Consider the following 21,742-nt stretch of genomic DNA (forward strand, 5'->3'; position numbering starts at 1 on the left):
CTTGCCGGCGATGGGCTGCGAAGCAGCCCAATGGCTGCCAGTGAGGCTTGACTGATTGGGATTACCCACGGGGGCGTCTTCATTTTTGGTATTTGGTGGGCCGGGGTAATCTGAAACGATAGCCTATCTTAATGAAAAATATGAGAAAAGTTCGGTTTGATATTTGTCTGGAATACCATTTGGAATACCGGGCGGCTGGATTTGAACTCAGGATGTCGGGGCGCTGAGAAGATCCATGGCTTGGGATTTAGGTGGCAGGCTCGAAATTTGCTCAGACTGACCTCGGGCTCAGCATCTCATGCTTGGCGACGGAGGCATCGATGGCCTCTTGGACTACACGCATTCGGCGTTCTGCAAGAGCTGTTGCGGCTGCTTCGTCTTCGTAGGATAGCTCGGGCAGTTCTTCTTTTAGAAAGGTTTCCCACCGCGCGAGCTGCTTCATGCAGTGGTGCAGCTGCTTTCTGGTCTCATCAATCCGAACTTTGTCCAGCTCCTGCGTAAGCTTGCGCGCATTGCGTGTGACTTTGGCCATTTGAGCGTCGCGACGCATCACCTCTTTCTGTTCTGCGGCTGCCTGGGCGGCGACTTCGATCAAGCGCTGAATCAGCGCTGTTTCGGTTGTTTTGTGCCCTTTGGCGAGGCTTTTGAGTGTGGTCTTGGTTTCGAGTGGGAGCGTGAAGGAGCAAGTCTTTCTGCCGCCTTTGGCTAATCGATACCGCCTTTGTCTGATGGCGTTTCTCAATCGCTCGATGAGCTTTACACCTTCAGCCTCGGATTCGAGGGCATGGATCGATCTGACCAGATGGCTGAAACCACTGTCGGCAAGGAAGCTGATCTTGCCTTGCAGCGACGGAGAGCACCGGCTCGATAGGTAACTTGCTGCCCATTGCCACTCTCCTCTGTCCTTCTCGTTCAGCCAGCCTGGTGCTGCTTCGGTCTCGCTCATTTTCGAGTTTCCTTCTCCGTCGCCATATTCAGGGTGCGATCAGTCGCCTCACTACTGGACGGTGTTACATGACCTGATGGTAGGTCTGTTGATCAGAATTTTTGTAAATGTTAGCGGTCATGTTATCGACGTAGTTAACAGATACGTTACATGATATTGATAAGCTGATTTTATAGGGTATAAAACGTGATCTAAATTTCCAGTTTTTCGGTAGGTGAAATGGCTAATCTTCTGGCTTTTTATGAAGACCTAGAGGTTGGTGCAGAGTCTAGGTTTTTCCTGCAAGCCCTGATATGCCGAGAGCAGGCACTCTTGACCGCCTCGTTCAAGGTCAAACCAGTTGCGAGACTCCTCTGCTTGACGGATAGATTGGTCAGAGACGCAGTGCGGGAGTTAGCCGAAGCTGGGCTGTTAGTGGCCAAAAAACAGGCTGACAAGGTGGGTCGTCCGGGGCAGGAATATGAGGCGTCGCAATACCTCCTCGATCTGCTTGCCCAGCCAAGAGGTAGTTCGCTTACTCATCGGGACCTGGTCCTGCGTCTCTTTAATGAGCCGGAGATTTATGCCGAGGGACCTCGGCCTGAAACAGATACCGGGAGCGAGAAGGTTGCGCGCAAACAGGTATGCAAGGACGGGCGGCCGGCAGCACCTGGGGCTTGTGGACGCCTGGGGACAGCCACGAGAGTGCTTTTGGCTGCCCTTTTAACCTTTGCCGATCAGTGCGGGGTTGTGGCCGGGGTGGGGGAGGCGAAGCTTCGTGCAATGACGGGCCTGAATCCGATTGCGCTCAAACATCAGGTGAGGCGACTAGTCAGCCTGGGCTTCATACGTGTTCATGTGCCGGGTGTATCCAATGGTTTCTTCGTTGGAGCCAAGGTTCCCAGTACCTACTACCTGAACCTTGACCACACGCAGATGAGGGCGCGGCGCCCTCATTGCGCAGTGCTGGTTTACGCGGAAGCTAAGCAGTCCCGTTATGAACGGTTGACCAGCGGGCTTACGCAGCCTGATGTAGCAAGAGCTCTTCTCGCTTTGGGACCTGCTGCGCTGGATGTCCTCTATCACAAGCTGGCCTGGTATACGTCGCATCTGCTGTCCCTGACATGGGGAAGGCCAGGCGAAAGGTACGGCGAAATTCCTGCTTCTCTGGAGGGCATGATTGGTCGAGAGTTAGATCAACTGAAGGTCGGTAAGCCGGGGCAGGACGAGGCTGGCTACTACTGGCCTGGAGTGCTCGATCACTTTTTTGAGGTGGCGTTTGAGTGGGCCGAGCATTTGAAGCAGAAGTTCAATGGCAAGGCATGGTCGGGGTACCAACCCCAGGTGATTAGGCTGATACCTGTGCCAAAGCCAGAAGGGCGCGATGATGCCTTGGAGGTCGTTTCTCTGATCGTCTATCCGGCTCCCGAGAATCAGAACTGCTGCATTGTGTACAAGGATGTCCGGGGCGGGTTTCTTCGTGAGTTCGACAGCGAGGCTGACCTGGATGTGTGGAACCGCTATGAGTTTGGCTTGCTAACCGAGTAGGTGACGGGGCTTCAGGTTATTTCTTACTGCTCCTGCAGATCCTCTGAACGAATATGAGGAGCCCCGTTCATGAGGATCATTCGCCTGAAAGAAGTCATCGATTCGACTGGTCTTGCCCGATCGACCATCTACAAACACATCTCGGAAGGTACCTTCCCGAAGCCGGTCTCGTTGGGCGACCGCTGTGTCGGCTGGGTCGATAGCGAGGTGCATGACTGGATCCTGGCAAGGATCGAGGAGCGGGACCTGGCAGAGGGGGCTGCGGTGCGCCCCACCGGCCACCTGAGTATGGCTAGCTAGAACTATCACCTACGCCATGACCGGCTAAGGCTGGTCATGGCGTTTATGCCGCTTGGAAAGTCCAGCGCTCTCAGCTAACTCTCCCAGGATGCGATTGGGTGAATCTCTCGGCAGGCTCGTTAATGTTGCTCCCCATTGCCAGGCCAGCCTGGGGTGATCGCTGAGTCTTGGAGCGGGATCTAGTTATATAGTTCTAGGCTATCACCGTGTCAATACTCGATAGGCTGAGTTTTTAGTAACCACACCGGCACTATCACCCTGCCTCCGGGTTAGGTCATCGGTTAATAAATACACATCCCGTACCTGGTATGCGAAACCACTCACCAGGTACAGAGCCATGACCAAACAAAACGCCAACACCCTCCAATCCCAGTCCGATATCGCAATTCGAATTGAGCGCCTCATCAACGCCATCCAGCGTACAGATAGCCAGGCCTGCCGAATCTCATATTCAAAGCATGGAGATGAACAGGTCAGAGAAACCATGCTTTCAAAATACTTCGATGGGATCGTGCAGATGGTCGCGCTGCTCGACGGAGATGTGGCGTATCAGTACAGCTGGCACTTGAGCCTTCTTCAGGAAGCCTGCCAGGCCATTGGGATTGAGCGCAGCCCCTTTGGCATCACCTGCTTGAACGAGGGTGAAACGCGCTATCTGAGCACCAGTGAGACGCTGAACGAGCTGACCAAGTGCATCCGTACACTCCTTGCCCAAAAGAGATTCAAGCGTAGGGAGCACGATCAGCGCTACCAGGCGATTCAGCAAGAGGTCGAAGTCGATCGCTACGTTGATGCCATGTTTGATCGCTACGCCCGGATCTGCGTGATCAGGGTTGATCTGTATTACCGTGCAGAGGTCCAGGCGAGGTTGCGTGTGGAGCGCGTATTCGACGATCTGAATCGGCTGATAGCTGAGCGTGAACGCAACCTAATTTTCGACCATGAAATTGGCTACATTTGCAGCGTCGAGCAAGGCGAGGACCGGGGCTATCACATCCATGCAGCGTTCTTCTTTAACGGTGCTGAAGTGAGTGCCGATATCTACAGGGCTCAGCGGATCGGTGAGCTATGGGAGCGTATTACCCGTGGTCAGGGCTACTTCCACAACTGCAACCTCGAAAAAGATAAATACCAAGACAGGCTGGGGCTTGGCCTGATCCACAGGCGGGACCTGAATGGGCGGGCTAACGTGCTTTGCGCCATGCGTTACCTGGTCAAGAATGATCAACATCTGCGGCTCAAACCGGTAGGAGCTCGTTGCTTGCGCAAGGGGCAGGCAAGGAAGGTTTCCGGGATTCCTAATCGATCCATTCCCCTGCGAGGTGCCGAACAAACATGTCGATGAGCCCAGCCTGCCGGCCGATCACCCGTTCAGCGAAACCAACCTGAACCCTGGCCTAAATGGTCGCGACATGCGCAAGGTGTCCGACACAGATGCTGGGACAGTGGCTGCACTCGCTTTGAAACGGTCATTGGAGACGATTCGCGCTGAGGCAAGTACTGTCGGCCGCATTCGGCCGCTACTGGATGCTACGGTCGGGAAGCTAGCTGAGCGTGCATCTGATGCAGAACTGGTTCGGCTGACCAAGGCTACCAACGGCTGGCGCTTCGACCGCAAGGCCGGCAGCGCCGAAATCCACGCCCGGCGCATCGGCCGTAACGAGCTGGCTGCATTGCAGTCGGTCCTAGCCTATCACGACGCGCAGATGGACTACGCCTCGAAGGACCGCAACAGCAACGGCGCGCTGGAATATGCCCAGCAGATCTTCAGCACGCCCGGCAAGCATGACGGCCTGTTCTGGGAGGACGAAGAGGGCGGCGAGATCAGCCCGCTGGGGCCGCTGTTCGGCAAGGATGTGGTGGGCGATGCCTGGTACGGCTACCACTTCCGCATCCTTGATGGCCAAGGCTCGTCGGCCCCGGGCGGCGCCTACAGCTACCTGATCGGCAACCAGATGAGCCGCGGCTTCGCCCTGGTCGCCTGGCCGGCGAAATACAACGATAGCGGTGTCATGAGCTTCATGATCAGCCACGACGACCAGGTGTTCGAGAAGGATCTGGGGCCACAGGGCGACAAGATTGCCAAGGCCATGAAACGCTTCGATCCGGATGACAGCTGGAAGAGGTGGATGTCAGCGCCAGCGAATGACGGCCGGCGCGCACCGCCGACGGCAGGCTGCGTGGAAACTATCCAGTGCTGTTCCGCGTTGGTGCGCGCCCGCATCAAAACAGGTCTTAACGCACAGGTTTAATTCATCAATTCGGCAAAATAGTGTGCAAGGTGAACAGGTAAAGTTGTGCCGATTGCCCGCAAATTTCCTGTTTTTCGCGCTTGGCAAAAGCGGCCCGCATATTGCTCCCCTAGTCGCAACGACAACCCGGAGCACCGTGCCATGAGCTCACCTACCGAATTCCCGCTTTGCGAAGCCCCGCCATCCTCGCGCAAAGGGCTGCTGCCCATTGCCATGGTGTTGTTCAGCTTTACCTTCTTCACCGGCACCATGTTCGCCGGTGGCAAGCTGGGCATGGCCTTCAACTTCGTCGACATGCTGTGGGTCGCCGCCATCGGCAACACGCTGCTGGCGTTGTACGCGGCGGCCTTGGCCTTCATCGCCTCGCGCAGCGGCTTGAACAGCGTGCTGATGGGGCGCTTCTGTTTCGGCGAGGCGGGCAGCCGGCTTTCCGACTTCATCCTGGGCTTCGCCGAACTTGGCTGGTACGCCTGGGGCACCGCGACCGTGGCGATCGTGCTGGTCAAGTTGCTGGGCCTGGCGGGTGGTTTCACCGTGCCGCTGATGGTGCTGTTCGGCCTGGGTTTCAGCATTACCGCGATCATCGGCTTCAAGGGCCTGGACCTGCTGTCGCGGGTGTCGGTGCCGCTGATGTTCGCGCTGCTGCTGGTTTCGATGTATATCGCCACCGCCGATGCCGGGGGCTTTGCCGGCCTGGCGGCGGTGGTGCCGCATGAAACCATGACCTTCTCGGCAGCGGTGACCATGGTCTTCGGCACCTTCGCCAGCGGTGCCACCCAGGCCACCAACTGGACCCGGTTGTCGAGCAGCGGGCGGGTGGCGGTGGTGGCCAGCATCGTCGCCTTCCTGCTCGGCAACGGCCTGATGGTGGTGGCCGGGGCCTGGTGCGCGATGGTCTACCAGCAGGCCGACATCGTCGAAGTGATGATGCTGCAAGGCCTGTCGTTCGCGGCGGTGGTGATGCTCTGCCTGAACCTCTGGACCATCCAGGGACCGACCATCTACAACGTTTCGGCAGCGGCCTGCCACTTGCTGCGCAGCGAGCGTCGACGCATCGCCACGCTGGTCGCGGCAGCGGTGGGCATCGTGCTGGCGATTGGCGGGATGTATGAAATGCTGATCCCGTTCCTGGTGCTGCTGGGCTCGATCATTCCGCCAGTGGGTGGGGTGATCATGGCCGACTTCTGGTACCGCCACCGCGGCAAGTACCCGGCGCTGGCCTCGGTGCAGCTGCCGCGCTACAACTTCTTGGGCCTCGGGTCCTATGCGCTGGGTGCGGTGCTGGCCTACGCCTCGCCGTGGGTCGCGCCGCTGGTGGGCATTGGCGCCTCGGCCCTGTGCTACATCGTCATGCTTGAACTGAGCGGCCGGCGCCGGGCGCTGGGCCAGGCGGGTGTCGAACCGTGAGCCTGGCGCTGGACGAAATCCTGCACCTGCCCGGCCTGCAGGACATGACCGTCCGGGCCGGCGCGCGCAACCTGCAGCGGCGGGTGCGCTGGCCGTATGTGGCCGAGAACGAAGGCATTGCCGAGTGGGTGATGGGCGGCGAGCTGGTGTTCGTCACCGGCATCAACCACCCACGCGGCGAGGCCAACCTGCTGAGCCTGGTGGAAGATGGCGACGCCGTGGGCATTGCCGGCATGGTGATCCTCACCGGCGGCACGTTCATCCACGGCATTCCGCCTGTAGTGATCGAGCGCGCCGAGCAACTGGGGCTGCCGCTGATCGAGCAGCCGTATGCGCTGAAAATGGTGGTCGTCACTCACCTGATCGGTACGGCCCTGGTGCAGATGACCCAGGTGCGGCGCTCGCGCAATGACATCCTCGGCCAGTTGCTGACCGGCGACTACCCGAGCCTGGCCATCGCTCGGCAGCGGGCCGCGCACCTTGAGCTGGCGCTGGACGAGCCACGGCGCCTGGTGACACTGCGGCTGTCTGGCGTCGATGGATTGTTCGAGCGCCATGGGCTGGCCCAGGGCGAGCGCGTGTGGCAGGGCATTCGCCAGGCGCTGGAAGATCAGCTTGAGGCCTGGTGTCGTGGCAGGCCGGGGACTGTGACCGCGCAATTGCCGGGTGACCTGTTCGTGTTGTTACTGGCCGATGCCCACGGCCTGCACGCCACCCTGGCCGCGCTGCACCGGCAGTTGGCGGGCGTGGTCGGTGAACTGGGCCTGTTCATGGGCCTGTCGCGCCTGGCCGAGGATTGCGCCCACTACCGCCAGGCGCTCAATGAAGCGCGCCAGGCCTTGGAAGTGGCGCAGAACCTGCGCCCGGCCAACGGTTTCTGCGACTTCAGCGAGTTGGGCGTGCTGCGCCTGCTGCAAGGCATCGTCGATCGCTCGCTGATCGACGACTTCGTCGCCGAAACCCTTGGCCCACTGATCGCGCCCGGCCGCAAGCACCCCCATGTGCTGGTGCATACCCTCGACGCCCTGCTCAAGGAAAACGGCAATGGCCTGAAGGCCGCCCAGCGTCTGGGCCTGCACCGCAACACCATCAACCAACGTATTCAACGTATCGAACAACTGAGTGGGCAGTCACTCGACGACCCGCTATTTCGTATGAACGCTTCGGTCGCCATGCTGGTATGGCGCATGAGCGAAGCCCAATGCAAGGAGTAACAGCATGAACATCATCAACGCCCGTCTGCGTGGCAAGTCGGGCCTGTTTCGTATCGAACTGAACGGCGACCGTATCGCCGCCATCGAGCCCCAGGCCGATGTGGCGGTGCTGGCCAACCCCGACGACCTGGACGCCCAACAGAACCTGGTGGTGGCGCCCTTCGTCGAGCCGCACATTCACCTGGACGCCACCCTCACCGCCGGCGAGCCGAAGTGGAACATGAGCGGCACCTTGTTCGAAGGCATCGAACGCTGGGCCGAGCGCAAGGAAATCACCACCCACGACGACATCAAGCAGCGCTCGAAGAAGACCATCGACATGCTGGTGGACCATGGCATTCAGCACGTGCGAACCCATGTGGATGTGACCGACCCCAAGCTCACCGCGCTCAAGGCCATGGTCGAGGTGCGCGAGGAAGTACGCCACCTGGTTGACCTGCAAATCGTCGCCTTCCCCCAGGAGGGCATCGAGTCGTTCGCCAATGGCCGGGCCCTGATGACCGAAGCGGTGGCCATGGGCGCCGATGTGGTCGGTGGCATTCCGCATTTCGAGAACACTCGCGATCAGGGTGTGTCGTCGGTGAAGTTCCTGATGGAGCTGGCTGAGCGCACCGGTTGCCTGGTGGACGTGCACTGTGACGAAACCGACGACCCACAGTCGCGCTTCCTCGAGGTGCTGGCCGAAGAGGCCCGGGTACGTGGCATGGGCGCTCGGGTCACGGCGAGCCACACCACGGCCATGGGCTCTTATGACAACGCTTACTGCTACAAGCTGTTCCGCCTGCTGAAAATGTCGGGCATCAACTTCATCTCGTGCCCGACCGAGAGCATTCACCTGCAAGGGCGCTTCGACACTTACCCCAAGCGCCGCGGGCTGACCCGCGTGGCCGAGATCGACCGCGCCGGGATGAACGTGTGCTTCGGCCAGGACTCCATCGTCGACCCGTGGTACCCGCTGGGCAACGGCAACATCCTGCGCATTCTCGAAGCCGGGCTGCACATCTGCCACATGCTCGGCTACGAAGACCTGCAACGCAGCCTGGATCTGATCACCGACAACAGTGCCCGCACCCTCAACCTTGGGGAGCGTTATGGCATCGAGGTCGGGCGGCCGGCCAACTTGCTGCTGCTGTCGGCGCCGGATGATTACGAGATGGTCCGCAGCCAGGGCCACGCACTAATTTCGGTGCGCAACGGCAAAGTGTTGATGCGCCGCACGTCGGCGCAGGTCGAACGCTTTGCCTGACGCCACCCTCTAGCAACGGCATTCATCATGCCCCGCCGGCTTTGGCCGGGCGGGGTGCTTTGCCATGGGCGCAGGATAATTACTGATGCCAAATTCGGTATCAATGGCTAACGAAATACGAATTATCAGAATCAAAGCCGCCCCTTAGACTCGAGTCCATGGCAACCCAGCCAGGTTGCCCGGACAGTTCTGAACCTGTGGAGTCAGTGCATGTTATCGAAGCAGACAATCGGGCTACGCCGCGTGGTCGTGACCGGCATGGGCATCGTCTCATGTCTGGGCAACAGCCCTGCGCAGGTCCTCCAGGCATTGCGCCAGGGGCGCTCGGGAATCGCCTTCAACCTGGCCTATGCGCAAGCGGGGCTGCGCAGCCATGTCAGCGGCCGGCTGGAGGTCGACTTTCAGCGCATCGACCGGCGCCACCGGCGCTTCATGGGCGATGCCGCAGCCTATGGCTACCTGGCCATGGCCGATGCCATCGCCGATGCACGGCTGACGCCCGAGCAGGTGGCCGACACCCGCACCGGCTGCGTGATGGGCTCGGGTGGCGGCTCCAGCGAAGACATCGTCGAGGCCAACCAGCTGCTGCACAGCCAGGGCGTACGCAAGGTGGGGCCGTACCGTGTACCCCGTACCATGACCAGTACGGTCTCAGCGTGCCTGGCCAGTTTCTTCGGCATCAAGGGCCTCAACTATTCCATCGCCTCGGCCTGCGCCACCAGCGCCCATTGCATCGGCCACGCCTTCGAGCAGATCCAGTTCGGCAAACAGGATGTGGTGTTTGCTGGCGGTGCCGAAGCCGAGCACTTCAGCCAGAGCTGCATGTTCGACGCCATGGGCGCGTTTTCCACCGGCTACAACGACCGGCCGGCCACTGCCAGCCGCCCTTATGACGTGGCCCGTGATGGCTTCGTTATCAGCGGCGGGGCAGGGGTGCTGGTGCTGGAGGCGCTGGAGCATGCCCAGGCGCGCGGGGCGACCATCCTCGCCGAAGTGATCGGCTATGGCACTGCCTCCGATGGCCAGGACATGGTTTCCCCCAGCGGCGACGGCGCACTGCGCGCCATGCAGATGGCCCTGGCCAGTTGCGCCGAACCGGTGGATTACCTCAATACCCATGGCACCAGCACCCAGGCCGGCGACCTGGTGGAACTGCAGGCGGCACTGGCTGCCTTCGACGGTGAACTGCCGCCGTTCAGCTCGACCAAGTCGCTGAGCGGGCACGCGCTGGGGGCGGCCGGGGTGCACGAGGCGATCTATGCGTTGCTGATGATGCGCCACGGTTTCATGGCGGCTTCGCACAACATCGAACAGCTCGACCCGCAGGTCGAGGGGCTGCCCTTGGTACGCAGCGTGCGCGAAGGGCAGCAGGTGAATTGCGTGATGTCCAACAGCTTCGGTTTCGGCGGGGCCAATGCCTCGCTGGTGTTCAGCCGTCGGGGGCTGGAGGCGCAGGGCGCACATTGACGGTGACGGCCCACCAGAGGCCCGCCCGGACTGAGCTTGAGGGCTGCGCCTGCAGCCCACTCGCTGCGTGAAGGTTTCGAACTGCCAATCGCTTGTTCTCCAACAGACAGTGAGGTGGATATGTCGGGTACGTCGCAGCAGCCGGTCGCGCCGGAGCAATTGAAACGCGTGGTCTGGGCCGCGTCCATCGGCAACTTCGTCGAGTGGTTCGACTTTGCCCTGTATGGTTTTCTGGCGACCACCATCGCCCAGTTGTTCTTCCCCTCGGGTGACAGCACCACGGCGCTGCTCAAGACCTTTGCCGTGTTCGCCGTTGCCTTTGCTTTCCGCCCGCTCGGCGGGCTGGTGTTCGGCATGCTGGGGGACCATTTCGGGCGGCGCCGGGTGTTGTCGATCACGATCCTGCTGATGGCCGCAGCCACCACCCTGATCGGGCTGCTGCCGACCTATGCCAGCATCGGCCTGGCCGCCCCGTTGCTGTTGACGCTGATCCGCTGTGTGCAGGGTTTTTCCGCCGGTGGCGAATACGCCGGTGCCTGCATTTACCTCATCGAGCACGCCCCGGCCGGGCAGCGCGCCCGCTATGGCAGTGCCGCGCTGGTGTCGACCTTCGCCTCGTTCGCGGCCGCCGCCATCGTCACCTATGCCCTGAACCGCTGGCTGACAGCCGAGCAGATGGCAACCTTCGGTTGGCGCCTGCCCTTTCTGATCGCCGCGCCCCTCGGGCTGGTGGGCCTGTACCTGCGCTGGCGCCTGGACGAGACGCCGGCGTTCAAGGCGCTGGCTAGCGCCGAGCGTGCCGTGCATGCACCGCTGGGCCAGACATTGCGCGAGCAGGGCGGGGCGATGTGCTGCCTGGCGGCGTTCATCTCGCTGACCGCGCTGTCGTTCTACATGTGCACCACCTACTTCGTGACCTACCTGCAACTGCAAGGCGGCCAGCCGCAGCCCACAGCGCTGTTGATCTCTTTGCTGACCTTGCTGTTCGCCGCAGCCTGCTGCCCCTTTGCCGGACGCTTTTCCGACCGCGTTGGCCGGCGCCCGACCATGGTCACGGCTGCCGCCTGGCTGGTGCTGACCATTTACCCGGCGTTTCTGCTGGCGCGCTCCGGGTTGTTCTACCCAGCATTGGCGGGGGCATTCCTGTTGGCCATCGGCGCGGTGCTGTGCGGTGTGGTCACGGCCGTGCTGTTGTCGGAAGTGTTCCCCACCCGCAGTCGCTACACCGCCTCGGCCATCACCTACAACATGGCCTACACGCTGTTCGGCGGTACCGCGCCGCTGATCGCCACCTGGCTGATCGAGCGCAGCGGTGACCCGCTGTCGCCGGCCTATTACCTGGCCGGTATCGCCCTGTTCGCCCTGGCGGGCGGGCTGTCGTTGCCGGAGACGGCGGGGCGCCCCTTGAGCCACGCCGCCGATCAACCCGCCAACCCCTTGGCATAAAAAAAACAGGCCCCGCTTGGGGCCCCCGCACCTCAACAACAACCATAAGACCCACGTGCGAATCGGCTCGGCGGCGCAGTTGCCGAGTGCATTCGCGATCACCAGGAGTGACGCAGAATGGCCCGTATAGGCGTAGATGTCGGCGGTACCAACACAGACCTGATCCTGGAAACCACGGAGCGCGACTCCATCGGCCGGCGGATCTTTTCCCACAAGGTCCCCACCACCCTCGAAGACCAGTCCATCGCTGTGATGCGCGGGATTCTCGAGCTGTGTGCCAAGGCCGGAATCGGCGCCGAAGAAGTGGACCTGATCGTCCATGGCACTACGGTGGCGACCAACATTTCCATCGAACACAATGGCGCCGAGGTGGGCATGCTCACCACCAGGGGCTTCCGCGACATTCTGCACATTGGCCGGCACAAACGGCCCTACAACTTCTCGCTGCAGTTCGATGTGCCATGGCAGAGCACACCGCTGGTGCGTCGGCGTAACCGCATCGCCATCAACGAGCGCATCCTACCGCCCCATGGCCAGGTCGAGACGCCGCTGGACGAGCAGGAAGTCCGCGAGGCCGCGCAGTTGCTCAAGGCCCGTGGCGTGCAGGCCGTAATCATCGGCTTCATGTACGCCTTCCTCGACCGCTCCCATGAGCTGCGCGCCAAGGCCATCGTGCAGAAGGTGATGCCCGAGGCGTTCGTCTGCTGCTCCACCGATGTGGTGGACGTGATGCGCGAGTACGAGCGCTTTTCCACCACGGCCATGAACGCCTACGTCGGACCGCGCACCGCCCACTACCTGACCCACCTGGCCAGCCAGCTGCGTGAAAACGGCATCCAGGCCGACCTGCGCATCATGCAGTCCAACGGCGGTGTGGCCACCGTTGAAAGCTGCTGCGAGCGGCCGGTGAACATCCTCATGTCCGGCCCCGCCGGTGGCGTGATGGGCGGGCATTACTTCGCTGGGCTCGACGGTGAGCGCAACATCATCACCGTCGACATTGGTGGTACCTCGGCGGACATCTCGACCTTGGTCGATGGCCAGATCAAGGTGATGAACCCGCGCGACTCCTACGTGTCCGGGCACCCGGTGCTGGTGCCGATGATCGACCTGATCACCATCGGTGCCGGTGGCGGATCGGTGGCCTTCATCGACCCGGCCGGTGGCTTCCAGGTCGGCCCACGCTCGGCCGGTTCCAACCCCGGCCCGGCCTGTTACGGCCGCGGTGGCGAGGAGCCCACCGTGACCGACGCCAACATCGTGTTGGGCCGTCTGGACCCGGACCAGATGCTGGGCGGCGACCTGAAGATCGACCCGGCGCTGTCGTTCCAGGCCATCGAGGCGAAGATCGCCAAGCCGTTGGGCCTTAGCGTGCACCGGGCGGCCCTGGGCATCCTGCGGGTGGTCAACAACAACATGGCCCTGGCCATTCGTTCCAACTCGGTGGCCCGTGGTATCGACCCCCGCGATTTCGTGCTGATGCCGTTCGGCGGGGCAGGGCCGGTGCATGGTCCGGCGCTGGCCGATGAGGTCAATGCCAAGTCGGTGCTCATCCCGCCAGCGCCGGGCATCACCGCTGCCGCAGGCCTGCTGACCACCGACCTGCAGTACGAGGCCCTGCGCTCGTTGCTGTGCACCCTGAATACCATCGACGACACGCAATTGAATCGGCTCGAAAGCGCCTTGCAGGAACTGGAAGCCAATGTTCGGCAACAACTGCGCAACGATGGCGTGGACGATGCCTGCATGCAGCTGACCCGCATCGCCGAATGCCGCTACGACGGTCAGGGCTTCGAGTTGCGTGCCCTGATCCCTGGCGGCAGGGTGGACCACCAGGCCATTGCCCAGGTCATGGCGCATTTCCACCAAGTGCATGAGCAGGACTACGGCTATTGCTACGCCGATGCCCCGGTGGAAGTCGTCAGCCTGCGTGTCATCGGCCATTCCCAGTCCGAGAAGCTGGCCTGGCAGCCGCTGCCGGCGGCGGTCGACAGCGACACCGGCCAGGCCTTCCTTTACGAGCGCGACACCTGGTTCGACGATGGCCAGTGCCTGCCCACGCCACGCTATGACCGCAGCAAGCTGCACGCCGGCCAGTACATCGAAGGCCCGGCCATGCTCATGCAGCACGACTCCACCTCGCTGGTGCCGCCGGGTTGGGTGGCCAGGGTGAGCGCCCACGGCAACCTGATCATCTCCCGCCAGTAACGCCAGAGGACACAGCCATGAATACGCAACCGGTCGATCCGATCACCCTGCAAGTCATCAGCGGCGCCTTGAAGACCATCGCCGAAGAGATGGGCCACGTGCTGTACCGCATGTCGTTCTCATCGATCATCCGCGAGTCCCAGGACATGGGCGCCGGGCTGTTCGACACCCGCTACCAGACCATCTGCGAGTCCGAATCCACGCCGATGCACATCGGCTCGATCCCGGCCTACCTGCGCGGCATCGAGGCCACCCTGCAAGGTGGCGCCTGGCACGAGGGCGATGTGGTGGTGCACAACCATCCCTATCACGGCTCCAGCCACAGCCCGGACCTGGCGGTGATCGTGCCGATTTTCCATGAAGGCGAGCTGGTGGGCTTTTCCGGCAACACCGCGCACCACATCGACATCGGCGCAGCTACGCCGGGGTTGATCATCGACGTAGGCGACGTGTACGCCGAAGGCATGCTGATGGCCGGGCTCAAGCTCTATGAGCGCGGTGTGCGCAACGAAGCGCTGGTGCAGATGTTCCGTTACAACAGCCGTGCATCCGACCAGCTGATTCGCGACATCGAAGCCCAGGTGGCCTCGGCGCAGCTGGGCGCCCGGCGCTTCAAGGAACTACTGACCCGCTACGGCAAGGACTTCAGCTTTACCGCGATCAACCAGTTGATCGACTACGCCGAAACCATCATGCGCCAGCAGATCGCGCAGATTCCCGATGGCGACTACCGCGCCGAAGGCTTCCTCGACGACGACGGCCGCAACCGCGAGCGGCGCCTGCCGGTGGTGGTCACGGTAAAAGTGAGCGGTGATGCCCTGGAGGTGGACCTGACCGGTTCGGCGTTGCAAACCGAAACCGCCTATAACGTGCCGTTCGAAGGTTCGTGCAAGGTGGCCGCCTACGCCGCCTTCCGCAAGCTGCTGCTCGACGCTGCCACGCTGCCCAGCCCGGTGCCGTCCAACGAGGGGTCGTTCCGCCCGATCAGCGTCGTGGCGCCGCTGGGCACGATTTTCAACCCAGTGTTCCCAGCCGCTGCCGAGGCGCGCTTCACCCAGTGCAACCGGATGATCGATCTCATCATCAAGGCCCTGGCCCCGGTGCTGCCGGAGCGGGTGATCGCCGGCAGCTCGGCGTCGATCTCCTTCGCTGCCTATTCCGGGGTGAAGGCCGATGGCGACTATTGGGTATTCCTCGAAGTCAACGAAGGGGCATACGGCGGGCGGCCGAAATCCGACGGGCCCGATGCCATCGACAACCTGATGGCCAACACCCGCAACAACCCCATCGAAGACCTGGGGATGCACCTGCCGATGATCTGCGACCGCTACGAGCTGCGTGACGATGTGCAGCCAGGCGCTGGCAAGTACCGCGGTGGCATCGGTGTGGTAAAGGCCCAGCGGGTGCTCACGGCGGGCTTCATCACCCACGAAAGCGAACGGCATTTCGATGTGCCCTGGGGGGTGTTCGGTGGCTGCGACGGGGTGGTAGGCAAGACCGAGATCTACAATGTCGCCAGCCCCGGGCAGGTGGTGTCGATGCCGTCGAAGTTCTCCGGGTACGCGTCCAAGGCGGGGGATGTGATGGCCTACTACTCGCCCTGTGGCGGTGGCTATGGCAACCCGCTAGAACGCAGTGCCGAGCAGGTGCGCGAAGACGTGCTGGATGACTTCTGCAGCCTCGAACAGGCCTTTGAGGTGTACGGAGTGGTGCTCGACGAGCAGGTGCGCCTGGACATCGAGGCCACCCGCGCCCGGCGCCAGCAACTGCAGGGCTGACCACAGGTCTGCCCGCCGCAGCCTTTGCTGGGTTGCTATTCGCCAGCAAAGGCCGTTGCCCACGTTCGTTCCTTTCCCCAAGAGCCTGCGGCCATCGCCATGGCAGGTAGGTTGCGCCTTCCATTCATGCACAGGTGCTTCGATGAACAGCCCCGAATTGACTTCTGTCTCACCGACTCCGGCCGTCTCCCGTCACAACCTGTTGGAACCGTCGATTCTTCCGGTACAACGACGACATCGCTCGATCGGTACCCTGGGTTTCACCTGGATCTGGATCGGTATCGCGTTCATGATCGCCACCTTCCAGCTGGGTGCTACGGGTGTTGCCGGCCTGCCGCTGCCACAGGTCGTAGCGATCATTCTGCTGGCCAACATCGTCCTGGCGCTACTGATGACCCTGACCGCGGACATCGGTACCGAACATGGTTTGTCTTTCGCGGTGTATTTGCGAGCGCCGTTCGGCGTGCATGGCACACACATTCCGTCATTGTTTCGCGGCCTGGTCGCGGCGATCTGGTTCGGTATCCAGACCTACCTCGGCGCCCTGGCCCTGAGCGGTATCGTCGAGTACTTGACCGGGTTCGACAACTGGGCCTTGTGGTATGTGATCTTCGCAGTGGTGCAAATCATCAATACCGCGCTGGGTATCAAGGCGGTAGAGTTTCTCTCGTCCATAGCAGCGCCGGCGATCATTGCCATCTCGGTTTGGATGTACCTGACCCTCGATGTGCTGGCAGTCACCAAAGGGGTCAATATCTGGACGTTCGTCGGCGACAAGCAGCTGACCATCATTACCCTGTTCCTGGCTAACGTGGCTTTCTGGTCGACCTTGGCCATCGACATTCCCAATATCACCCGTTACGTGCGGACACCAGTCAATGCTCGGGGGTTCCTGTCTCGTAACCGGCATATCTTTCTTGCTCAACTGGTCGCATTACCGCTGACTCAGACCTGGATCGCGGTCATTGGCGCGGCATCTTTCGTCGCCGCCGGAGACTGGAATCCAATCAATGTCATCCAGGCCCAGAGCACCGGGCTGAGCCTGGTCGTGCTGATGGTCCTGGTGGTGCTGGCACAGTGGTCGACCAATACTGCAGCCAACCTGATCCCGGCGGCGCTGACCTTCGTCAATGCTGGAGCACCACGAGTCAGATACCCGACTGCAGTGATGATCGCGGGAGTCATCGGTACACTTTCGATGCCGTGGGCCATCCTCGATAACCTGTTCGCCTTCCTGTTTTCGTATGGATCGTTCCTCTCGGCAATTGGCGGGATCATGGTGGCTGACTATTACCTGATTCGGCGACGCCGGTTGAACGTGCCGCAGTTGTATGAGCTGCAAGGGCAATTCCACTATTGGCGCGGTTTCAACCCTGCCGGCTTGTTAGCGTGGGCTGCGGCCAGCGTGTTGGCGTACTGTTCCGGTGACTGGGCATTTGTAGTCGGTTTCGTCAGCGGTTTGGTGATCCATGCCATGCTGATGAAGTTCTGGATCGTTCGGCGCTATCCCCAGCAAGAGCTCACCGGCAATGGCGCGCAGTGGCTGGCCAGCAGTGTCGGCCACGACTGGCGCTACGATGCCAGTACCGATCGCTTCGGCCTTACGCCATCAGATCAGGCGTGAAGCTCCGCAGCTCGGTGCCCTAGTAGGGCTTTGAAACGCGCGGCGGTAGGGCTCTGGTATTCCTCGTTCCACGCGGCGATGGTCTGCACCTGGGCATGCTCGTCCTGCAGCGGCACGATGACCACGCCTTCGCGCTGGATCCGGTAGGCGCATTCCGAATACAGCGACACCCCCATGTTGGCCGCCACCAGCCCGAGGATACCGATGCTGGTGGTGGCCTCCTGGTGAATGTTCGGGCTGAAACCGGCGCGCTGGCACAGCTGAAACGCCTGGTCGCGGAACAGGCTCCAGCCACTGGGCGCACCGAAGATGAAGCGCTCGTCGCGCAACTGTTCGATGCGCAAAGTGGCCTGTCCGGCCAGCGGGTGCCGTGACGGCAGAATTGCCACCATGCGTTCCTGGTTCACCGGCAATGAGGCGATGTCCGGCTCGGTCATTGGCCCCAGCAGGAACCCCACGTCGATCAGGCAATCGCGGATCGCCTTGTACTGCTCGTGAGAGGGCATGTACAGCAACTCCACGGTCACATCCGGGTGCAGGTCCTTGAAGCGCTCGAGAATGCCCGGCAGCGCGCCGTTGATGGCGAAGTCGTTGTAGGCCACGGTCAGGTGGCCGATGTCCCCCGCCGCGGCGCTACGCGCCAGGTCGATACCGCGTTCGATATGGCGGAACACCTGCTGGCATTCCTGCAAGAACAGCCGACCGGCCTCGGTCAGCGCCACATGGCGCGTGGTGCGCATGAACAACTCCGCCCCCAGCTCGCTTTCCAGCGCCTTGATCAGGCGGCTCAAAGCCGGCTGGGTGATGAACAGGGCATCGGCGGCGCGCTTGAAATGCAGCAGTTGCGCGACGCGGACGAAGGCTTTTATCTGCTTGAGATCAAAGCGGATATTAATGCTCATTTTGGTATCAATGCTCGCCAACAATGAATTGGATGTCATCAGTGGCCGAGATTATCGTGAGTTCCAGGTCAAGGCAAACCTTCCTTGCCGAACCGCTCACAACGACCCACTGGGGAGATTCACTATGTCGCAAGACCTGATGACCATGCTCGAACGCGCCTTCGAAGAATCGACCAAGCTCTACAAGGAGCGTGGCTTCCAGCGCCGTATCGGCTTCGGCAAGCGCCCGGCGCTGATCAACGTCGACCTGGCCAACGCCTGGACCCGCCCAGGCAACCCGTTCACCTGCGAAAAGATCGACGACGAAATCATCCCCGGCGTGCAGCGCCTGATGAAGGTGTTCCGTGCCAACCACTTCCCGATCGTCCACGTCACCACCTGCTACCAGAACACCGACCGCCATGACCCCAACACCGACATGGGCCAGTGGCACAACAAGATCCCGGTGGACGTGGTCAACCAGGCCGATGAGAACCTCTGGGCGATCGACTCGCGCATCGCGCCAGTCGATGGCGAGTTCGTGCTGGTGAAGAAGCGCGCCAGTTCGTTCAGCGGCACCTCGCTGGCCGGGTACCTGCGCTCGGCAGGGGTCGACACCATCCTGGTGACCGGCGTGACGGCCTCGGCTTGCGTGCGTACCACCCTGTGCGACGGCCTGGCCGAAGGCTTCCGCACCATCGCCGTGAAAGAGTGCATCGGCGACCGGGTACCGGGCGCGGTGGCCTGGAACCTGTTTGACATTGATGCCAAGTTCGCCGACGTGGAAACCGTCGACAGCTGCCTGGATTACCTGGCTAGCATTGGCAAACGTTGACCGCCCGGGTGTGACCCGCGCCATGCTGAAGCCGGGCTTCAGCATGGCGCGTTGCGTTTGTCCAGCCGCATGGCTGAAACACACCTGTACGCCAGGCTCATTGATTGCAAGCTAAGCGATTGTTAAGGTCGGTCCTCCCAAGAATCATCATGAGCGTCTGGTCGAGCTGGCAACTATCTTCAACTGCGAAACAGCCGACCTGCTGACCGAGGGAGCTCCCGCCCGGAGGACCAGGCCCGCAGGCTCCATGACCTTCTTTCCCGGCTGACAGCGGCAGACCGTGAGCTTGTCATGGACATGGTGGAGCGCCTGGTTGCCCGGCTCGGCCAGGACTGAGCGCTGAATCATGGCGACTACATGGCGGGCTCGGACGCCTCCTCTGTACCCGGCTCATCGAACAGCGATCCACAGCGCAGGCACAAATACCTGAACCCTCCGAAGTGATATTTGGCGACCCCAGGGTTGGGGTATCTGTGTCCGCCTCCTGAGCCCCCTGCAATGCACTGTCGGCCAGGCTGACCAGCAGGGCGATGCCCTTGGCAACGTCCCGCGTCAGAATGGCCTTGGACTCGCAGATTAAGCATCTGATCATGGTTCCTCGTGGTAATAACGGCCGAATGCACAGCCGCTGGTGATGACTGGTTGGCGGTTGTCGCTGGGGGTTTTCAGCAGGGATTGCCCGGGCGTGGGCAGAGCAATCTGAGCAGGCGATTCAGCATCCAGCAGGCCAGGACCACGGCGAGCAGCAGCGGCGGGAAGCGCAGCATGAGCAAGATGCTCAGCACCACCGTAGCAGCGGCCGCGAGCGCGCCGATGAAGATGAGCAGGTGGAGTAGAAATCGAAGTAGAAGCATAGTGAGTCTCCAAGAAAACCTGCCTGGCCGATGACGGCAGCGCAGGCAGGTGGGATTCAGTGGGGCTGTGAGGCGAGGGCTTCCAGTTTGTCTGCGAGGAATTTGGGCGCCGCCTGTGAATCAACGGGGGCGGTCGAGCTGGCTGGCTCTGGGGCGGTGAAGAACTCCTCGATCACGGCGTGACTGTCTTCTTCGCTGTCCTCAAAGGCGCCATTGCCGAAGCCCCGGCGGGCTGCCTCATCCAGCGCCCCTTGATCGAAGCCGGCGGTTTGCCGTTGCGCCGCGAGCTCGCCCGCCTGCTGCAGAGCTTCAGCCATGCCCATGCCGTTGCGTACCGTGAGGTCGACGTAGAAGATCGGGGTGCCGTGGCTCTGGCGCGTCGACTTGCCGCGTAGGCGCAGCTCCAGCGGCAGGCAGGCCAAGCGATTGCCGGAAATGGCCTGGAAGTAATGTAGCCGGGCTGCCAGGGTGCGGATGCTGTTGAAGCCGGTGGTGCGGAACACGAAGGTGCCCAGCGGATCCTCCTCGCCAATGACCACGTTCAGCCGGCCATAGGGCCTGCAGGCATTACCCTTGGCCAGCGGGCAGGCATCCGGCGAAGGGCAGGGCAGCGATTGCATACCGTCCTGAGTGACGCGCTTGCAGGTTTCGCCATTACCGACGCACAGTGGCCGTCCCGACTGCCGGTCGAACAGGGTGTAGTCGGCGCGAAAGTTCAATTCCGGTTCGTTGAACAGCAGACGTACCGGGATGCTACGCAGCTTGTCGTCCTTGCCCTGACGCAGTTCATCGTTGAGCGGGTGCAACAGCCAGCCATCCCGGCCCTGCACTTGGGACGTGATGGTGAACTGGTCATCCTTCTCCGGAAGACGCTTACCGTTTTTCTCGACGACCTTGCCAATGGAGATGCGACCGAGTGCGGGAGGGATGAGTGCGAGACCTTTCAACATGGTGGTGCTCCTGGAAATGAAAAAGGCCAGCCACGCAGCGCGAACTGCATGGACTGGCCAAGGGGGAAGGGGTGATGGAGGAGGAAATCAGCCGACCAGGAAGCGCCGCGCACCGGGCTTCAGCAACGGATACTTGGCCTGCAGGTACGGCTTGTCCTTGAGCAGTTGCGCGACATCGAAACCGATGTTGTCCTTGGCCTTGCGCCAACTGACGTAGCCGCTGGAGAACTCCGCGCGACTGGCGTCGCCCATGGCCTGCTGCAGCATCTGCTTGAGCTCGGCCTCGCGCTTTTCCTTGTCGGCCATCGACTGCCGCAGGGCCTTCAGTTCGATATAGGCGGCAGTCAGCCCAGCATGGCTGCTGAAGTTGACTACCTGACCGTTGTCCTCCGGATACAGGCAGCGTAGCGCTGCCTCCGCGGATGCCGTCCCGTCGGCTGGCGGTGGTGTGTCGGTCTCCACGTAGCGCCAGAACTTGCACTCCAGCTCGATCAGGCGAGCAATCATCTGCTCGTCCCGCTCAATGCGGTGGATCTCCAGCGTCTGGCCACCAAGCAGCACGGCTACATCCGCAGCCTGCTTGCCAGTGACGGCGAGCTGGTGCATCACCTGAAGCTCGACATACTCGGGGATGCCTTCCTTCCAGAGACGTGCCCCGTTTATGCCGGCGGTCTTGCATTCGAGGATCTGCACATCGTCGGCACCGATTACCTCACGGTCGATGTTGGCCAGCATCCAGGGCAGCTCCGGATCCGGATGCTGTAGCACGGCGTTAATGCGGCGGACCTTGTTCTTGGTGCGCTTGCT

18 protein-coding genes and 1 pseudogene are annotated in these 21,742 nt (G+C 61.7%); 14 read left to right on the plus strand and 5 right to left on the minus strand.

Translation table 11 applies throughout. From position 1 onward, the window contains the following. Positions 1 to 271 precede the first annotated feature (271 nt). Positions 272 to 946 carry a hypothetical protein gene (locus tag G1E_RS21195; protein ID WP_009683502.1) on the minus strand — a complete coding sequence of 225 codons (675 nt, stop codon included), beginning with the start codon at positions 944 to 946 and terminating at the stop codon, positions 272 to 274. A 219-nt stretch (positions 947 to 1,165) separates the two neighbouring features. On the opposite strand from G1E_RS21195, the gene G1E_RS21200 reads away from it, so the two are divergent. The 12 genes from G1E_RS21200 to G1E_RS21255 all read left to right on the plus strand — a co-directional run bounded on the left by G1E_RS21200 (position 1,166) and on the right by G1E_RS21255 (position 17,415). After that, positions 1,166 to 2,473 (plus strand): hypothetical protein, encoded by a 1,308-nt coding sequence (locus tag G1E_RS21200; RefSeq protein WP_009683503.1) that lies wholly within the window; start codon positions 1,166 to 1,168, stop codon positions 2,471 to 2,473. 69 nt (positions 2,474 to 2,542) lie between these two features. Beyond that, positions 2,543 to 2,773, plus strand: a complete 231-nt coding sequence (locus tag G1E_RS21205; RefSeq protein ID WP_009683504.1) for an AlpA family transcriptional regulator — start codon at positions 2,543 to 2,545, stop codon at positions 2,771 to 2,773. A gap of 337 nt (positions 2,774 to 3,110) precedes the next feature. Next, positions 3,111 to 4,118, plus strand: coding sequence for an inovirus-type Gp2 protein (locus tag G1E_RS21210; RefSeq protein ID WP_009683505.1), 1,008 nt, complete (start codon positions 3,111 to 3,113; stop codon positions 4,116 to 4,118). Positions 4,119 to 4,185: 67 nt separating this feature from the next. After that, the gene (locus G1E_RS21215) at positions 4,186 to 5,025 is read left to right on the plus strand and encodes a DUF2950 family protein (protein WP_079279884.1); all 840 of its coding nucleotides are present in this window, start codon (positions 4,186 to 4,188) and stop codon (positions 5,023 to 5,025) included. A gap of 141 nt (positions 5,026 to 5,166) precedes the next feature. Continuing rightward, positions 5,167 to 6,432 carry a cytosine permease gene (codB, locus tag G1E_RS21220; RefSeq protein ID WP_023101490.1) on the plus strand — a complete coding sequence of 422 codons (1,266 nt, stop codon included), beginning with the start codon at positions 5,167 to 5,169 and terminating at the stop codon, positions 6,430 to 6,432. Continuing rightward, the gene (locus G1E_RS21225; RefSeq protein ID WP_009683508.1) at positions 6,429 to 7,646 is read left to right on the plus strand and encodes a PucR family transcriptional regulator; all 1,218 of its coding nucleotides are present in this window, start codon (positions 6,429 to 6,431) and stop codon (positions 7,644 to 7,646) included. Before codB ends, G1E_RS21225 begins: the two co-directional genes overlap by 4 nt. 4 nt (positions 7,647 to 7,650) lie before the next feature. After that, on the plus strand, positions 7,651 to 8,892 hold the full coding sequence (codA, locus tag G1E_RS21230) for a cytosine deaminase (RefSeq protein WP_033959459.1): 1,242 nt from the start codon (positions 7,651 to 7,653) through the stop codon (positions 8,890 to 8,892). Positions 8,893 to 9,102: 210 nt separating this feature from the next. After that, positions 9,103 to 10,359, plus strand: coding sequence for a beta-ketoacyl synthase N-terminal-like domain-containing protein (locus G1E_RS21235; protein ID WP_009683511.1), 1,257 nt, complete (start codon positions 9,103 to 9,105; stop codon positions 10,357 to 10,359). 120 nt (positions 10,360 to 10,479) lie between these two features. After that, on the plus strand, positions 10,480 to 11,805 hold the full coding sequence (locus tag G1E_RS21240) for an MFS transporter (RefSeq protein WP_009683512.1): 1,326 nt from the start codon (positions 10,480 to 10,482) through the stop codon (positions 11,803 to 11,805). Positions 11,806 to 11,922: 117 nt separating this feature from the next. After that, positions 11,923 to 14,013, plus strand: a complete 2,091-nt coding sequence (locus G1E_RS21245; RefSeq protein WP_023101487.1) for a hydantoinase/oxoprolinase family protein — start codon at positions 11,923 to 11,925, stop codon at positions 14,011 to 14,013. A 17-nt stretch (positions 14,014 to 14,030) separates the two neighbouring features. Next, complete coding sequence (locus G1E_RS21250; protein ID WP_009683515.1) at positions 14,031 to 15,791, plus strand: hydantoinase B/oxoprolinase family protein; 1,761 nt, start codon at positions 14,031 to 14,033, stop codon at positions 15,789 to 15,791. Positions 15,792 to 15,933: 142 nt separating this feature from the next. After that, a complete protein-coding gene (locus tag G1E_RS21255) occupies positions 15,934 to 17,415 on the plus strand; it encodes an NCS1 family transporter (protein WP_023101486.1) in 1,482 nt (493 codons plus the stop codon). On the opposite strand, the gene G1E_RS21260 is transcribed toward G1E_RS21255, so the two are convergent. After that, positions 17,406 to 18,317 carry a LysR family transcriptional regulator gene (locus tag G1E_RS21260; protein WP_009683517.1) on the minus strand — a complete coding sequence of 304 codons (912 nt, stop codon included), beginning with the start codon at positions 18,315 to 18,317 and terminating at the stop codon, positions 17,406 to 17,408. The two genes, G1E_RS21255 and G1E_RS21260, sit on opposite strands and share 10 nt — an antisense overlap. A 124-nt stretch (positions 18,318 to 18,441) precedes the next feature. On the opposite strand from G1E_RS21260, the gene G1E_RS21265 reads away from it, so the two are divergent. Both G1E_RS21265 and G1E_RS30285 read left to right on the plus strand, forming a co-directional pair. Then, positions 18,442 to 19,131 carry an isochorismatase family protein gene (locus tag G1E_RS21265; protein ID WP_009683518.1) on the plus strand — a complete coding sequence of 230 codons (690 nt, stop codon included), beginning with the start codon at positions 18,442 to 18,444 and terminating at the stop codon, positions 19,129 to 19,131. A gap of 151 nt (positions 19,132 to 19,282) precedes the next feature. Continuing rightward, positions 19,283 to 19,467 (plus strand): annotated as a pseudogene (locus tag G1E_RS30285) (transcriptional regulator); the annotation flags it as partial. A 329-nt stretch (positions 19,468 to 19,796) separates the two neighbouring features. Here the strand turns inward: G1E_RS30285 and G1E_RS21275 are convergent. The 3 genes from G1E_RS21275 to G1E_RS21285 form a co-directional block, all read right to left on the minus strand. Next, entirely contained in the window at positions 19,797 to 19,985 is a 189-nt protein-coding gene (locus G1E_RS21275) for a hypothetical protein (RefSeq protein ID WP_009683519.1), read from the minus strand. A gap of 56 nt (positions 19,986 to 20,041) precedes the next feature. After that, a complete protein-coding gene (locus tag G1E_RS21280) occupies positions 20,042 to 20,935 on the minus strand; it encodes a hypothetical protein (RefSeq protein ID WP_009683520.1) in 894 nt (297 codons plus the stop codon). Positions 20,936 to 21,022: 87 nt separating this feature from the next. Beyond that, positions 21,023 to 21,742 (minus strand): YqaJ viral recombinase family protein (locus G1E_RS21285; protein ID WP_047150080.1); only part of this gene is annotated, 720 nt, incomplete at its 5' end.

The sequence above is a fragment of the Pseudomonas sp. TJI-51 genome (assembly GCF_000190455.2).
GTDB lineage: Bacteria > Pseudomonadota > Gammaproteobacteria > Pseudomonadales > Pseudomonadaceae > Aquipseudomonas > Aquipseudomonas juntendi.